The following is a 14,230-nucleotide window of genomic DNA, read 5'->3' on the forward strand; positions in this document are numbered from 1 at the left end:
ACATGATCAGAATTTCATCACAACAGATATTCTCCGGCGGGATCAGCCGGCTGCAGGATCTGAACAGCAGTCTGAACCAGACCCAGGAGCAGATCTCGACGGGCAAAAGGGTCAACAAGCCATCGGACGACCCCGTTGCTGCCGCCCGTATTCTCAAGCTGGACCAGGAGCTGTCGCGGAATGAAACCTACCAGCGTAATGCCGGCCTGGCGGAGAACCGTCTGCAGCAGGAAGAGAGCACACTGGCAAGCTCGGTGGACATCGTTCAGCGGGTGCGTGAGCTTACGGTGCAGGCGGGTAACGGCTCGCTGTCTGCCAATGATCGCAAGTCGATTTCCTCGGAGATCAAGGAACGTCTGGGACAACTGGCGGAAATCACCAACACAAAGGATGCCTCCGGTGAGTACATATTCAGCGGATTCCAGGGTACAACGGCCGCGTTTGCCAAAGATGCCTCCGGGAGCTGGGTGTATCAGGGCGATGAGGGTCAGCGTGTACTGGAGATAGACGATGGTGTGACGGTGCCCATCAGCGACCATGGCAAGGGCATATACGCCTCCATTCCCAGGGCTACGTTCGGTGAAAGTGACCCCGGCAATGCCCCCGATGCGAGGATCGATGGTGTTCAGGTTGTCGATAACGGCGCATTCTCGACCGTGTCGCCGGACGACATTATCATTACAGTTGATACCGTGGCCGGGGTTAGAACGGTCAGTGCGCAAAACAGCCGTACTGGCGATCCGCTGACTGTTACGCCAGCAACCTATACCAGTGGGGAATCTTTTGAAATTGCAGGGGTTCAGGCCACCATTACCGATGCCGACGATGGTAACGAGTTCACCATCCGTGCAGGGGAAAAACAGTCGGTGTTTGCCACCATCGAAAACCTGATCGATGGCCTGGATAACATCGACAAGGGCTCACCGGCTGGCCAGGCAGCCTACGATGACCTGATTGCCAGCTCACTGCAGAATCTGGACAACGCCCAGGAAAGCATTGTGCAGAAGCAGACCGAACTGGGCGGGCGCCTGAACGCAGTGGAGTCCACCAAGTCGTTCCTGGAGGATTCGTCGGTATACAGCGAGGAGATTCGCTCTGAACTGCAGGATGTGGACTACGCCGAGGCCATCAGCAACCTGAGCTTCCAGAGCTTCGTGTTGCAGGCAGCGCAGCAGTCGTTTGCCCAGGTGTCCAGGCTTTCATTGTTTGACCGTCTGTAAGAAAAGCCTGCCGGAACAAGGAAGTCCGGCACTTGTTATTGCTTTCAGGTTCAACCTCAGTATAATTCCCAGCACTCTCCGATGGCGGCGTGGTGAAATTGGTAGACACGACGGATTCAAAATCCGTTGGGGTAAAACCCGTGGCGGTTCGAGTCCGCCCGCCGCTACCATCTTATCTTATCCTAATCATCCCAAGTTGAACAAAAAGCCCCGCGTGACGGTAGGTTAGGGGTAGACCCACTACTCGATATTGATGTGCCCCCCAGTCTTTAATCCAACCGGAAATTTGGCAAAGTAGACGGCCTAATCTAGGATTATGCTTGTGGTTTGGGAATAGGACGTTCCTGACTGAATAGTAGCCATCACGGCTTGAGGATGTCATTCGGCAGTGTCGGAGAACGGCGGCTGTTTGAAATCAGGAGATTTGTGATGGTTATTCAGTTAGAAAGATCCGCGAGATTGATAATGGGACTTGCCGCAGGTCTGGCGCTTTCGGTAAGTTCGCTGGCTCAGGGAGCTGAGGGAGAGAAACCTAACATACTCGTCATCTGGGGCGACGATATTGGTATATGGAACATCAGCCACAATAACCGTGGCATGATGGGCTACACCACCCCTAGTATCGACCGCATTGCCGACGAAGGTATCGCCTTCACGGACTATTATGGCCAGCAGTCCTGCACGGCTGGCCGTGCCGCTTTTGTTGGTGGTACAAGCCCGGTTCGCACCGGCATGACCAAGGTCGGTTTGCCTGGAGCTCAGGAGGGCTGGCAGGAATCAGATATCACCATTGCGGCGGTTATGAAGTCTCTTGGCTACGCCACCGGTCAGTTCGGTAAAAACCACTTCGGTGATCGGGATGAACACCTGCCCACCAACCATGGTTTCGACGAATTCTTCGGAAACCTTTATCACCTGAATGCGGAAGAAGAGCCGGAGCATCGCGACTACCCGAGCGACTACGTGCTCCCCAGCGGGGAAACCTTCGAAGAAAAGTGGGGGCCACGGGGTGTACTTAAAGCGACCGCTAACGACGACGGCACGCAAGACATTGAAAATACGGGTCCGCTCACCAGAAAACGGATGGAGACCGTTGATGAGGAAACGCTTGAGGCTGCCAAAGACTTCATCAAGCGCCAACACGAAGCCGGCAAGCCCTTTTTCGCCTGGTGGAACGCGACTCGCATGCACTTTCGAACCCACGTCAAAGACGAGCATACTGGCATAAGCGGGGCGAGCGGCAACGAGTACCACGACGGTATGGTTGAACACGACCGGCATGTGGGCGAACTGCTGGATCACCTCGACGAGCTGGGTATCGCCGACAATACAATCGTGTTCTATTCAACCGATAACGGTCCGCATTACAACACCTGGCCAGACGCCGGCACCACACCGTTCCGTAGTGAAAAGAACTCGAACTGGGAGGGTGCATACCGCGTTCCCGCCTTTGTACGTTGGCCAGGAGAGTTCCCTGCCGGCACTACCATTAACGGCCTCGTCGCCCACGAAGACTGGATGGCCACATTTGCCGCTGCTGCGGGCAAGGATGACTTGAAGGAAGACCTGCTTGATGGCTATGAGGCAATCGGCCGGGAGTATAAAAGCCACCTCGACGGATACGATATGACCGAGTATCTGTCCAAGGCAGGCAGCTTCGAAACCATCAATGACGATATCGCGGCCTCCCCACGCAAAGAGTTCTGGTACTTCAACGATGACGGCGAGATGGTCGCCATCCGTCTGGCCGACTGGAAGGCCGTGTTCTATGAGAACCGCGGAGAGGCCTTTGAGGTCTGGCGCGAGCCGTTTACAGAGCTGCGTGTGCCGCTGCTATTCAATCTTCGCCGTGACCCGTTCGAAAAGGCGCAGCATAACTCGAATACCTACAACGACTGGTTCCTGGATCACTCATTTGTTCTCGTGCCGATGCAGGCAGCTGCGGCCAGGTATGCGCAGACATTTATCGACTACCCGCCGAGTCAGAAGCCCGGTTCATTTAATCTTGAGGGGATTGTCGAGAAACTCAAGGAGACAAGTGGGGCGCGATGATTCGTTAGCCCCCTATGGCGCGCCTGGCACCCTTGGGGTCAGGCGCGCCTCTTGCAAATTAACTAAGGAGGCATCTTCGTCATTCTTCATGTGGGTGAAGGTGGTCTTGCAGAAGTCAATGTCACCGGCAATGATGTGGTCAATCTGCAAAGTAGTGGCCATCATGGGACACTCGTATTCATCGTTCCACCCTCGCATCAAAAGAAGTGTGGTAACATTATGCCCAAGGGTTCGACACCATTCGTGAGGATGAGGCACAGGCAAAGCTCCTGGTCAAATTTTCAGCAAGAATAACCGTGTATACCCTCTTGTACATCTGGAATCTTTGATCCCCTAAGTACTTGTTTTTGAACCGCGGTGAGGGTCCTCCCGCCACCACTTACAAGCCGCACAACGCGGTGCCGTGAACAGTCCATCCAATGAACGTCTCCGATTTCCACTTTGATCTGCCGGATGAACTCATCGCCCGGTATCCACTCAGGGAGCGCAGCGCATCACGCCTGCTGAGCCTTGACGGCCTTTCCGGCGCAGTTTTCCATCGACAGTTTTCCGGCCTTCCGGACCTCCTCCAGCCCGGCGATCTGCTGGTGTTCAACAACACCCGGGTGATACCCGCACGGTTGTTCGCAAAAAAGGAAACCGGGGGCCAGGTTGAAGTACTGGTCGAGCGGCTGCTCGGGGGGCATGAGTTACTTGCCCATGTAAAGGCCTCCAAGGCATTGAAGCCGGGACAACGGATCATTCTGGAAGACGGCACTCCCATGCTGATGAAGCAGAGGGACGAAGCGCTTTTCCACCTTGTCTGCGATAGCAGTGAACCGGTGCTGGAACTGCTGGAGCGAATCGGGCACATGCCGTTACCGCCCTATGTAGACCGTCCCGACGAATCCTCGGACCGGGAACGATACCAGACTGTCTATGCGCAAGAGTCCGGCGCCGTGGCGGCCCCGACGGCGGGCCTGCATTTTGATGACCGTATGCTGGCGGAACTGGAGGCCCGGGGTATCGAGCGCGCGTTTGTGACCCTGCACGTGGGTGCCGGTACCTTTCAGCCTGTGCGTGTCGAGCACATCGAAAACCACGTAATGCACAGCGAAGTCGCCCATGTTCCGCAGGAAACCGTTGACGCTGTCAATGCGGCCCGTGCCCGTGGTGGCCGCATCGTCGCTGTCGGGACTACCTCGGTGCGATCGCTGGAGTCCGCCAGCCGGGGCGGTGTGCTGAAGCCGTTCAAGGGTGAAACGGATATTTTTATCTACCCCGGTTATCGCTTCCAGACAGTCGACGCTATGGTGACCAATTTTCATTTGCCGGAGTCAACGCTGATCATGCTGGTCAGCGCTTTCGCAGGTTATGAGAACGTGATGTCCGCCTACCGCGATGCTGTCGCGGAACGTTACCGCTTTTTCAGCTATGGTGACGCCATGTTTATCGCGGGCCAGGCGCCAAGCCTGGGCGCCCTCAAATCCTATGCCGGGGATGCGCATCCCGAATCCGGAGAGCAATCATGACTGACCCGTGTTTTATGTCCTTTGAAAAGCTGGGAGAGGATGGCCGTGCCCGGCGCGGCCGGCTGAGCTTTCCCCGGGGCACCGTGGAAACGCCGGCGTTCATGCCGGTGGGTACCTACGGTACCGTCAAGGGTATGTTGCCCAGGGATATCAAGGATATTGGTGCAGAGATCATCCTCGGCAACACCTTTCACCTGATGTTGCGGCCAGGCACCGAGGTGGTGAAGGCCCATGGCGACCTGCATGACTTTACCCAATGGCACGGCCCGATCCTGACGGACTCCGGCGGCTTCCAGGTGTTCAGCCTCGGGGAGATGCGCAAGATTACCGAAGCAGGCGTAAACTTCCGCTCACCGATCGATGGTTCCCCTGTGGAGCTGTCACCGGAAATCGCCATGCAGGTTCAGCGGGACCTGGGCTCCGACATTGTGATGATTTTTGACGAGTGTACGCCTTACCCCGCGACCGAGAAGCAGGCCAGGGAGTCCATGGAACTGTCCCTGCGTTGGGCCGAACGGAGCAAGCAGGCCCACGCGGGCAACCCGGCGGCACTGTTCGGTATCGTCCAGGGTGGCATGTACGAGTCCCTGCGGGATCGCTCGCTGGAGGGGCTGACCGATATCGGATTTGACGGCTACGCTATTGGCGGGCTCTCGGTAGGGGAGCCCAAGGAGGATATGATCCGCATCCTGGATCATCTGCCACCGAAGATGCCGGAAGACCGCCCCCGCTACCTGATGGGCGTGGGCCGGCCGGAAGACCTTGTGGAAGCGGTTCGCCGTGGTGTGGATATGTTCGACTGCGTGATGCCCACCCGGAACGCCCGTAACGGTTACCTGTTTACCTCTACCGGTATCGTCAAGATCCGCAATGCGCGCCACCGCCATGATACGACACCGCTGGATGACCAGTGCGACTGTTATACCTGTCAGAACTTTTCGAGAAGTTATCTGCATCATCTGGATAAATGTGGGGAAATGCTCGGATCGCAGCTCAATACCATTCACAATCTGCGTTACTACCAGAACGTGATGGCCGGATTGCGTGGCGCAATTGAAGCAGGTACATTGTCGGACTTTATCAGCGACTTCTATGCTCGCCGGGGTGAAACCGTGCCACCAATGGCACAGTGACGGCGGGCATAGCCGGTTCCAAACCGCTACTGAACTTTTCTTAAAAACGGAGATAATCAATGAAATCGATCAAGTTACTTGTTGCTGCACTCTTTGCTGCTATGCCGGCACTGGCCATGGCGCAGGATCCCGGTGCCGGTGGCATGGGTGTGATGGGGCAGGTGATTTTCTTTGCCGGCTTTATCCTGATTTTCTACTTCCTGATCTGGCGCCCGCAGTCCAAGCGTGCGAAAGAGCATAAAGCGTTGATGTCCGGTCTGAACAAGGGTGATGAGGTGGTTACCTCTGGCGGCGTCGCCGGCAAGATCACCAAGGTTACCGACGACTTTATCGTGGTTGAAATTGCCGACAACGTTGAAGTCAAGGTTCAGAAAGTTGCTGTTGCAGCGGCACTTCCGAAAGGAACTCTGAAGGACATCTGAGCCGGCGTTTTACTCAGGTCTGAATTTGCCAAGCTGAAACATCACAGCCGGCCCGTTGGCCGGCTTAAAGGGACCCCATGCTGAACAAGTATCCGCTCTGGAAAAACCTCGTTATCGTCATCGCACTGGTGATCGGTTTCATCTACGCCCTGCCTAATGTTTTCCCCGATGATTACGCCGTACAGATCACCGGTGCGCGCAGTAGCACCGAGGTCAACCAGCGGATTCTGGAAAGGGCCGTTGACGCGCTTGAGGCGAAGGGGATTGCCGTCAAGGAATCCGAGCTTCAGGATCGCGATGCCCTGATCCGACTGAATGATGCCGAATCCCAGCTGCGGGCCAGGCCGGTCGTCCAGGATGCGCTCGGCAGGGACTACCTGGTAGCCCTGAACATGGCGCCGTCTACCCCGGAATGGCTGAAAAGCCTTGGTGCCGGGCCCATGAAGCTGGGTCTCGATCTTCGCGGTGGTGTTCACTTTCTGCTGGAAGTGGATATGGAAACCGCGGTTGAGCAGCGTCTTGAGGCCATCTCCAGCCAGATCAAGCGTGAATTGCGGGAAGAGCGCGTGCGCTATCGTGGCGGTGACCTGGAGGGCGACAATTCCATCGTTCTGACCTTCCGGGATGAAGAGTCCCGCAGCGAGGCCTTCTCACTCATTCGCGACCAGTACAACCAGTTTCTTCTGGACGAAGAGAGTGAGGAAGGCGAATACCGCCTGGTACTCACCATATCGGAAGCCGAGGTCAAGTCGATCCAGGATTACGCCCTGCAACAGAACCTCACCACTATCCGTAACCGGGTGAACGAACTGGGGGTTGCAGAACCTCTGGTGCAGCGCCAGGGTGCTGACCGGATTATCGTGGAGTTGCCTGGTGTCCAGGACACCGCCGCCGCAAAGCGTGTGCTTGGTGCCACCGCAAACCTGGAGTTCCGTCTTGAAGCACGCCAGGACGCACCGGCCGCAACAACCGAAACCTACGAGTTCCGGGACAACCCCAACCGCGAGGCTCGCCTGGAGCGGGATATTATCGCAACCGGCGACAACGTCTCCAACGCGCAGCAGGCGTTCGATGAGAATGGCCAGCCCCAGGTGAATATCACCATGGACTCTGTCGGCGGTGATCTGATGAACCGGGCTACCCGGAACGCCATTGGCCGTCGAATGGCGGTGCTGTTCATCGAATACCGAACGGAAACCGAAGAAGTGGTTGTGGATGGCGAAACCCGCACCGTCGACAATCGGGTTGTGGAAAAGGGCATTATCAGTCTGGCCACTGTTCAGTCCGCGCTGGGAAGCAGTTTCCGGATTACCGGTCTCGATTCCATCCCGGAAGCTTCGGAACTGGCGCTGTTGCTGCGGGCTGGGGCACTAGCGGCTCCGATGTACTTCGTGCAGGAGCGCACCATTGGCCCAAGCCTGGGCCAGAAGAACATTGATGCCGGCATGATGTCCGTGCTGCTCGGCTTTGTCCTGGTGCTCTGCTACATGGTGGTCTACTACCGTGGCTTCGGCATGATTGCCAATGTGGCACTTACGCTCAACCTGATGCTGCTCATTGCCTGCATGTCGATACTCTCCGCAACCCTGACCCTGCCGGGTATCGCCGGTATTGTGCTGACGGTGGGTATGGCTGTTGACGCCAACGTGCTTATCTTTGAACGCATAAAGGAAGAGCTGAAGGCGGGCGCTCCGCCCCAATTGGCCATAAATTCCGGTTATTCCAGGGCCTTTGTATCGATTTTCGATGCCAACATCACCACCTTGCTGGTGGCGGTGATCCTGTTCGCCATGGGTTCCGGCCCGGTGAAAGGGTTCGCGGTGACGCTGTCGATCGGTATTCTCACGTCGATGTTCTCCGGGCTGATGGTCAGTCGTAGCATCGTAAATCTTGTATACGGCGGTCGAAAGGTCGAAAAACTGTCGATCGGAGGGAAACTGGCCAATGTCTGAAGTTGAGAAAAAACCTATCGATTTTATGGGCATACGGAAGGTTGCTTCCGTGGTGTCCATTGCACTTGTCATTGCTGCAGTCGCTCTGCTGGCAATTCGTGGGCTGAATCTGGGGCTCGATTTTACCGGGGGTACCTCTGTAGAGTTTGAGTACCAGCAAGCGCCAGAACTGGATGAGGTTCGTGCAACCCTCTACGAGGCAGGTTACGAGCAGTTCGTGGTACAGAACTTCGGTTCTGATACGTCAGTCCTTGTGAGGATGGCGGAATCGGAAAATGACAAACTGGCGGTAGAGGTTACTGAAGCGCTTTCGGCCGGTGGTGCGGAGCTCCAGCTTGTCAGTTCCGAGTTTGTCGGTTCCCAGGTTGGTGAGCAGTTAAAGGAAGACAGTGGCCTCGGTATGCTGATCGCCCTTGCGGTCGTGCTGATCTACGTTGGTATGCGCTTCCAGTTCAAGTTCGGGATTGCCGCGGTCGTGCCACTTGCTCACGACGTGATCATCGTTCTTGGCGTGTTTTCACTGTTTCAGTGGACCTTTGACCTGAGTGTGCTTGCCGCATTGCTTGCCGTTATCGGTTACTCCCTGAACGATACCATCGTTGTAGCGGACCGTATCCGCGAGAACTTCCGCAAGATGCGGGAGGGGGATTCCGAGCACATTATCAATGAGTCCATCCATCAGACCATAAGCCGGACCCTGAACACCTCCGGTACCACTCTCGTGGTTCTACTGGCCCTCTATTTCCTGGGGGGCGAGGCAATCAACAACTTCGCAGTGGCACTGATCATTGGTGTGGTCGTAGGTACCTATTCTTCTATCTACGTTGCCGCCAACATGTTGGTAGCCCTGGGTGTTGCCCGCGAGGACCTGATCGTGCCTCCGAAGGAAGGGCTCGTCGGGCAGGAAGAGGAAGAAGAGCAACCGCCTGAGTGGCTGAACCGGATGTAAACCGGTCAGCCATAAAAAAAGCCGCAACCCCGTGAGGTGTTGCGGCTTTTTTGTGCCCGGCCGGTTCAGCGTGGCAGGCGGCCCCGGAAGGGGTGAAGGGTTTTCAGTACTTCCCGGAACAGCTTGGGGTTGGCAACGATAAGCTGTTTGGCTTTTTCCGTAGAAGGATTGCCGGAGAAATCGCCGGTCAGGGCGCCGGACTCCAGTGCCAGGGTTACGCCAATGGCAAGATCTGCTGGCTCCGGACGGAATATAACGGCAGCGTCCAGATGGCCGGAAGATACCCTGGCAATGTCCAGCGCAACGCAGCCGGCGGTGCGGAACATGCTGCTGTCGCGGGCCAGTAGTGATGCCATTTCGCCCCACATCAGCGGGTCATCGCCGTGTCGGGTCTGGTCCAGGAGGTTGCTGACCACTGCTGCGCGGTCAGAATGTTTGACCTCGCTGGTGCGCACGCGCCGGCTGTTGAGTGCTGCGCCGTGGCCGCGACTGGCAGAATATTCTTCGCCGGTAACGGGGTTGATCAGCAGCAGGTTCTCGGTGCGGTTGTTTTTCTTTTGCAGCAGTGCCAATGCGAAATCAGGAATGCCGCGCAGAAAGTTCTCACGCCCGAGTACCGGAAATATATGCCAGCTCTTGTCGTTACCGTCGGCATCCGCCTCATTCAGCGGTGCGATCACGTGGTCTTTGTAGGACTTTTCGAGCTGTTCGGAAAAATTGTCGTAAACCGACTGCTCGACCCGCTCCAGTTGCTTGCGGCGGTCTTCGCTGTCGCCATTGGGTTCCTGGCGCTCGAAGTGTGCTTTCAGATAGTCGGACCCCTGACGCGCGACGCGCAGGGCCATTTTAATAGCTGGTTGCATCTGAGTGTTCATTATCCGGGTGTGTGAAGGCCGCATAGCATATCAAAAACTGGCACGGCTTGTATGTTTTTCGACTCCGCAATGGCACTGACGGCGCTGTATCAGGGCTTATCCGGAGAGGCAGGGGAGGGGTGAAATCTGCTATCATGCGCGCCTTTCCGGATTTCTATCGATAGATTGCTAAAGAGATACGAGCGCCATGCACAAGTCAGCGATGCCCCAGGAGGGCACCGACACCTTTGACGACCAGATCAGGATTGTTCTGGTTGAAACCTCTCATTCCGGCAATATCGGAGCGGTTGCGAGGGCCATGAAAAACATGGCGCTGGGTAGTCTCTGGCTGGTCAACCCGACGTCGTTCCCCGATGAAACCTCCTATGCGCGGGCGGCGGGTGCATCGGATGTACTGGATAATGCCCGGGTTGTGACCTCTCTGGACGAGGCTATTGCTGACTGTGTCTGCGTTATGGGCACCAGTGCCCGTGGCCGCAAGGTGCCCTGGCCGGTTATGGCGCCGCCGGATGCCGCCGCCAAGGCTTCAGAGCATTCAGGGGCTGGCCCGGTTGCGTTGATATTCGGCCGCGAGAACCATGGCTTGAGCAATGAGGAGCTGCAGCGCTGCCACTTCCACATACATATTCCGTCGAACCCGGATTACAGTTCCCTGAATCTGTCCATGGCGGTGCAGGTGATGTGTTATGAATTACGCATGCACTACCTCAGAGGGCTTGAAGGTGGCGACGGCAGCCCCTATCTCAAACCCATGGCGGCGCCGGGGGATGCTGGCTGGGATGTGCCGCCGGCTCCGGTAAGGGACGTGGAAGGTTTTTTCGAGCATCTTGAGCAGGTGCTGGTGGATGTTGATTTCCATCGCCGCGAGAAACCCGGGCTGCTGATGACGCGGTTGCGCCGGTTGTTCCAGAGAGCGAAACTGGATCAGACGGAAATCAATATTCTCCGGGGCGTCCTGAGTGCCGTTCAGAAATCCGCCGGTACGGATAAATCCGGATCAAACACGTCAAAGGCTGGCCCGGCAGCCGGTGAACAGGAATAGGGTTATGTTTGAACGTTTAAGGGAAGATGTGAACAGTGTGTTTCATCGCGATCCCGCAGCTCGTAACACCTTTGAGGTTCTGACCAACTACCCCGGACTTCATGCGCTCCTGTGTCACCGGTTTTCGCATTGGCTCTGGAATCTGGGCCTGAAATGGCTGGCGCGTACTTTCTCGACCCTTGCCCGCTGGCTGACGGGTATCGAGATTCACCCCGGTGCGACCATTGGCCGCCGCTTCTTTATCGACCACGGTATGGGCGTTGTGATTGGTGAAACCACCGTTATTGGTGACGATGTGACACTCTACCAGGGGGTAACCCTGGGGGGGACCAGCTGGAACAAGGGGAAGCGCCATCCGACCCTGGGGGACGGCGTTGTGGTCGGCGCCGGTGCCAAGATTCTCGGCCCGTTCGAAGTGGGAGCCGGGGCGAAGATCGGCTCCAACTCTGTGGTCACCAAAGCGGTTCCCGAAGGGGCGACGGTGGTGGGTATTCCCGGCCGTGTCGTGGTCAAGCGCAAGGATGAAGACACTACTCGCCGTAAAGAAATGGAAGAGCGTATGGGGTTCGATGCGTACGGTGTAACTGAGGAGATGCCGGACCCCGTGGCCCGGGCCATGCGCAGCCTGCTGGACCACATGCATGTAGTCGATGACCGTATCGAGAACATGTGCAAGGCCCTCAGAAAGGTCAACAGTGAGTACCAGAACGGCGAAATGCCGCCGTTGCAGGAGGAGGACTTCGACTGTGTGCGGGATGATGAACCGTCACAGCGGTGAATACTTGACTGAAATAGTTGGTCAATTCATACTCGGCTCAATTAAAACCGAATCAATCCCTGACCGGGGCTGAGTTTATGAGACTGACCACCAAAGGCCGCTACGCGGTGACGGCAATGCTGGATCTGGCCCTTCACGGGGATCAGGGGCCGGTCAGTCTGGCTGATATATCTGCCCGGCAGGAGATTTCCCTCTCGTATCTCGAGCAGCTATTTTCCCGCCTTCGCCGTCACAAGCTGGTGAACAGTATCCGTGGGCCCGGCGGGGGCTACCGCCTCAGCCGTGAACCCGACGCCGTCTTTATTGCAGAAGTTGTGGACGCGGTCAGTGAGTCCCTGGATACCACCCGTTGCGGCAACAAGGGTGATTGCCAGAATGGCGAAAAATGTCTGACCCACCACCTGTGGTCTGATCTCAGCGAGCAGATCCATCAGTTCCTGAGCGATATCAGCCTCGGCGACCTGATGAGAAAACGGGAAATCCAGGTGGTTGCCAGTCGGCAAAACAGGCGTCATTCCGAAGGTGATTCACAGACGATTAACACCGAGCGCCTCAAGGATCAGGCGCCGGCCTGAACGATAATCCTGAAACCTCTATGAAAAAACCCGTCTATATGGATTATGCGGCGACCACGCCCGTAGATCCCGTTGTTGCCGAAGAAATGTGCAAATACCTCACATTTGACGGTGTCTTCGGCAACCCTGCCTCCCGCTCCCACGCCTATGGCTGGCAAGCCGAAGCGGCAGTCGAAGGTGCCCGTCGGCAGGTTGCGAACCTTATCCATGCTGACCCGCGGGAGATCGTCTGGACTTCCGGCGCCACGGAATCCGATAACCTGGCCATAAAGGGTGCGGTTGCTGGCCACGATAATCCTCACATCGTGACCTCGGAGATCGAGCACAAGGCGGTACTTGATACCTGCAAATGGCTTGAGCGCCAGGGCGTGAGCGTAACCTGGCTGACACCCGGGAAAGATGGCCGGATTGCCGTTGAGCAGGTAGAAAGCGCACTTCGGGACAATACGGTTCTGGTGAGCCTGATGATGGTGAACAACGAGCTGGGCTGCCAGACAGATATTGCGTCGATTGGCGCTATGCTTCGCGATCGCGGGGTTTTGTTTCATGTCGATGCGGCCCAGGCCGCCGGCAAAACCGAGGTGGATGTCAGCGCTTCCCCGGTAGACCTGCTTTCGCTGTCCGGGCACAAGGTATACGGCCCCAAGGGCATTGGCGCACTGTATGTTCGTCGGTCACCAGACGTGCGCATCGAGTCGCAGATTCACGGTGGCGGGCACGAGCGTGGCATGCGTTCCGGCACGTTGCCAACGCACCAGATTGTGGGCATGGGCAAGGCCTTCGAGCTGGCGAGTGAGCAGCTTGAGCAAGAGAAGGAGAGGCTGGAAGGCCTCCGCGGTCGACTCCTGGACGGGCTGCACGGCCTGGAAGGCGTGGCACTCAATGGCAGTGACGAGCACCGGGTACCGGGTATCGTGAACCTGTCGTTTGCAGGCGTGGATGCAGAGTCACTGATGCTGGGGCTGAGGGATCTGGCGGTTTCATCCGGCTCTGCCTGCGCATCAGCGACCATAGAGCCTTCGTTTGTATTGAAAGGCATTGGTCTGGACGATGAACAGGCTCATCGGGCCCTCCGGTTTTCGTTCGGACGTTTTTCCACAGCCGAGGAAATTGACTTCGCAGCGACGCAAATCGTTGACGTTGTTAGCCGTCTCCGTTCAGTGCGGTAGGCAGTTGCCTCCGGACTGCGTATAATCCCAACCCTGAAATTTTTCTGAACCTGAATGGAGACAGATCATGGCAAACGAGCGCACGCTCTCGATTATCAAGCCCGACGCAGTCGCAAAAAATGTGATCGGCGAGATTTACACACGCTTTGAAAAAGCAGGACTGGCGATCGTTGCTGCAAAAATGATGCATCTGACCCAGGAGCAGGCGGAAGGTTTCTATGCCGAGCATAAAGAGCGTCCGTTTTTTAATGATCTGGTCGCGTTCATGACGTCCGGCCCGGTTGTTGTTCAGGTTCTGGAAGGCGAAAGTGCTATCCTGAAGAATCGTGACCTGATGGGTGCTACCAACCCCAAGGAAGCGGAAGCGGGCACTATCCGCGCCGATTTTGCATCATCCATCGATGCAAACGCCGTTCACGGTTCGGATTCGGCAGCGTCTGCCGAGCGTGAAATTGCATACTTTTTCAATGACAGTGAGATCTGCCCACGGGGTTGATTGAGCTGCCCGGGCCGGGGTTTCTCCCGGCCTGGATTGGTTATCTGATCGAGGTT

General features: G+C 56.8%; 14 protein-coding genes and 1 tRNA gene. 13 read left to right on the forward strand and 2 right to left on the reverse strand.

The features are described from left to right. The first annotated feature begins 2 nt into the window (after positions 1-2). The 3 genes from flgL to FDP08_RS01225 all read left to right on the forward strand — a co-directional run bounded on the left by flgL (position 3) and on the right by FDP08_RS01225 (position 3,272). Positions 3-1,220, forward strand: coding sequence for a flagellar hook-associated protein FlgL (flgL, locus tag FDP08_RS01215; RefSeq protein WP_137434227.1), 1,218 nt, complete (start codon positions 3-5; stop codon positions 1,218-1,220). 83 nt (positions 1,221-1,303) lie between these two features. Then, a tRNA-Leu gene (locus tag FDP08_RS01220) sits at positions 1,304-1,390 on the forward strand. 295 nt (positions 1,391-1,685) lie between these two features. Further along, positions 1,686-3,272: an arylsulfatase gene (locus FDP08_RS01225; protein ID WP_228263202.1), complete on the forward strand. Its 1,587-nt coding sequence runs from the start codon at positions 1,686-1,688 to the stop codon at positions 3,270-3,272. 12 nt (positions 3,273-3,284) lie between these two features. Here the strand turns inward: FDP08_RS01225 and FDP08_RS20270 are convergent, their stop codons facing one another. Continuing rightward, positions 3,285-3,437 (reverse strand): hypothetical protein, encoded by a 153-nt coding sequence (locus FDP08_RS20270; RefSeq protein WP_170978946.1) that lies wholly within the window; start codon positions 3,435-3,437, stop codon positions 3,285-3,287. A 254-nt stretch (positions 3,438-3,691) separates the two neighbouring features. On the opposite strand from FDP08_RS20270, the gene queA reads away from it, so the two are divergent. The 5 genes from queA to secF all read left to right on the forward strand — a co-directional run bounded on the left by queA (position 3,692) and on the right by secF (position 9,239). After that, positions 3,692-4,783, forward strand: a complete 1,092-nt coding sequence (gene queA, locus FDP08_RS01230) for a tRNA preQ1(34) S-adenosylmethionine ribosyltransferase-isomerase QueA (RefSeq protein ID WP_137434229.1) — start codon at positions 3,692-3,694, stop codon at positions 4,781-4,783. A gap of 14 nt (positions 4,784-4,797) precedes the next feature. Further along, positions 4,798-5,916, forward strand: coding sequence for a tRNA guanosine(34) transglycosylase Tgt (tgt, locus tag FDP08_RS01235; RefSeq protein WP_137437183.1), 1,119 nt, complete (start codon positions 4,798-4,800; stop codon positions 5,914-5,916). 59 nt (positions 5,917-5,975) lie between these two features. Further along, on the forward strand, positions 5,976-6,338 hold the full coding sequence (gene yajC / locus FDP08_RS01240) for a preprotein translocase subunit YajC (protein WP_137434230.1): 363 nt from the start codon (positions 5,976-5,978) through the stop codon (positions 6,336-6,338). A 77-nt stretch (positions 6,339-6,415) separates the two neighbouring features. Further along, entirely contained in the window at positions 6,416-8,290 is a 1,875-nt protein-coding gene (gene secD / locus FDP08_RS01245) for a protein translocase subunit SecD (RefSeq protein ID WP_137434231.1), read from the forward strand. After that, the gene (gene secF / locus FDP08_RS01250; protein ID WP_137434232.1) at positions 8,283-9,239 is read left to right on the forward strand and encodes a protein translocase subunit SecF; all 957 of its coding nucleotides are present in this window, start codon (positions 8,283-8,285) and stop codon (positions 9,237-9,239) included. Before secD ends, secF begins: the two co-directional genes overlap by 8 nt. 65 nt (positions 9,240-9,304) lie before the next feature. Here the strand turns inward: secF and FDP08_RS01255 are convergent, their stop codons facing one another. Then, positions 9,305-10,102 (reverse strand): inositol monophosphatase family protein, encoded by a 798-nt coding sequence (locus FDP08_RS01255; protein WP_137434233.1) that lies wholly within the window; start codon positions 10,100-10,102, stop codon positions 9,305-9,307. Between the two features lie 199 nt (positions 10,103-10,301). On the opposite strand from FDP08_RS01255, the gene trmJ reads away from it, so the two are divergent. The 5 genes from trmJ (at position 10,302) to ndk (ending at position 14,174) form a co-directional block, all read left to right on the forward strand. Beyond that, positions 10,302-11,156 carry a tRNA (cytosine(32)/uridine(32)-2'-O)-methyltransferase TrmJ gene (gene trmJ / locus FDP08_RS01260; RefSeq protein WP_137434234.1) on the forward strand — a complete coding sequence of 285 codons (855 nt, stop codon included), beginning with the start codon at positions 10,302-10,304 and terminating at the stop codon, positions 11,154-11,156. A 4-nt stretch (positions 11,157-11,160) separates the two neighbouring features. After that, positions 11,161-11,934 (forward strand): serine O-acetyltransferase, encoded by a 774-nt coding sequence (gene cysE, locus FDP08_RS01265; RefSeq protein WP_137434235.1) that lies wholly within the window; start codon positions 11,161-11,163, stop codon positions 11,932-11,934. 77 nt (positions 11,935-12,011) lie between these two features. Continuing rightward, positions 12,012-12,509 carry a Fe-S cluster assembly transcriptional regulator IscR gene (gene iscR / locus FDP08_RS01270; RefSeq protein WP_137434236.1) on the forward strand — a complete coding sequence of 166 codons (498 nt, stop codon included), beginning with the start codon at positions 12,012-12,014 and terminating at the stop codon, positions 12,507-12,509. 20 nt (positions 12,510-12,529) lie between these two features. Then, positions 12,530-13,678, forward strand: coding sequence for an IscS subfamily cysteine desulfurase (locus tag FDP08_RS01275; RefSeq protein WP_137434237.1), 1,149 nt, complete (start codon positions 12,530-12,532; stop codon positions 13,676-13,678). Between the two features lie 67 nt (positions 13,679-13,745). Beyond that, positions 13,746-14,174, forward strand: coding sequence for a nucleoside-diphosphate kinase (gene ndk, locus FDP08_RS01280; RefSeq protein ID WP_137434238.1), 429 nt, complete (start codon positions 13,746-13,748; stop codon positions 14,172-14,174). Positions 14,175-14,230 lie beyond the last annotated feature (56 nt).

The organism is Marinobacter panjinensis (assembly GCF_005298175.1).
GTDB lineage: Bacteria > Pseudomonadota > Gammaproteobacteria > Pseudomonadales > Oleiphilaceae > Marinobacter > Marinobacter panjinensis.

What these genes read in the sequence shown, in the direction of transcription:
- flgL (WP_137434227.1), top strand. Translation starts at nt 3, where the DNA reads ATGATCAGAATTTCATCACAACAGATATTCTCCGGCGGGATCAGCCGG.
- FDP08_RS01225 (WP_228263202.1), top strand. Translation starts at nt 1,686, where the DNA reads ATGGGACTTGCCGCAGGTCTGGCGCTTTCGGTAAGTTCGCTGGCTCAG.
- FDP08_RS20270 (WP_170978946.1), bottom strand. Translation starts at nt 3,437, where the DNA reads ATGATGGCCACTACTTTGCAGATTGACCACATCATTGCCGGTGACATT.
- queA (WP_137434229.1), top strand. Translation starts at nt 3,692, where the DNA reads ATGAACGTCTCCGATTTCCACTTTGATCTGCCGGATGAACTCATCGCC.
- tgt (WP_137437183.1), top strand. Translation starts at nt 4,798, where the DNA reads ATGTCCTTTGAAAAGCTGGGAGAGGATGGCCGTGCCCGGCGCGGCCGG.
- yajC (WP_137434230.1), top strand. Translation starts at nt 5,976, where the DNA reads ATGAAATCGATCAAGTTACTTGTTGCTGCACTCTTTGCTGCTATGCCG.
- secD (WP_137434231.1), top strand. Translation starts at nt 6,416, where the DNA reads ATGCTGAACAAGTATCCGCTCTGGAAAAACCTCGTTATCGTCATCGCA.
- secF (WP_137434232.1), top strand. Translation starts at nt 8,283, where the DNA reads ATGTCTGAAGTTGAGAAAAAACCTATCGATTTTATGGGCATACGGAAG.
- FDP08_RS01255 (WP_137434233.1), bottom strand. Translation starts at nt 10,102, where the DNA reads ATGCAACCAGCTATTAAAATGGCCCTGCGCGTCGCGCGTCAGGGGTCC.
- trmJ (WP_137434234.1), top strand. Translation starts at nt 10,302, where the DNA reads ATGCACAAGTCAGCGATGCCCCAGGAGGGCACCGACACCTTTGACGAC.
- cysE (WP_137434235.1), top strand. Translation starts at nt 11,161, where the DNA reads ATGTTTGAACGTTTAAGGGAAGATGTGAACAGTGTGTTTCATCGCGAT.
- iscR (WP_137434236.1), top strand. Translation starts at nt 12,012, where the DNA reads ATGAGACTGACCACCAAAGGCCGCTACGCGGTGACGGCAATGCTGGAT.
- FDP08_RS01275 (WP_137434237.1), top strand. Translation starts at nt 12,530, where the DNA reads ATGAAAAAACCCGTCTATATGGATTATGCGGCGACCACGCCCGTAGAT.
- ndk (WP_137434238.1), top strand. Translation starts at nt 13,746, where the DNA reads ATGGCAAACGAGCGCACGCTCTCGATTATCAAGCCCGACGCAGTCGCA.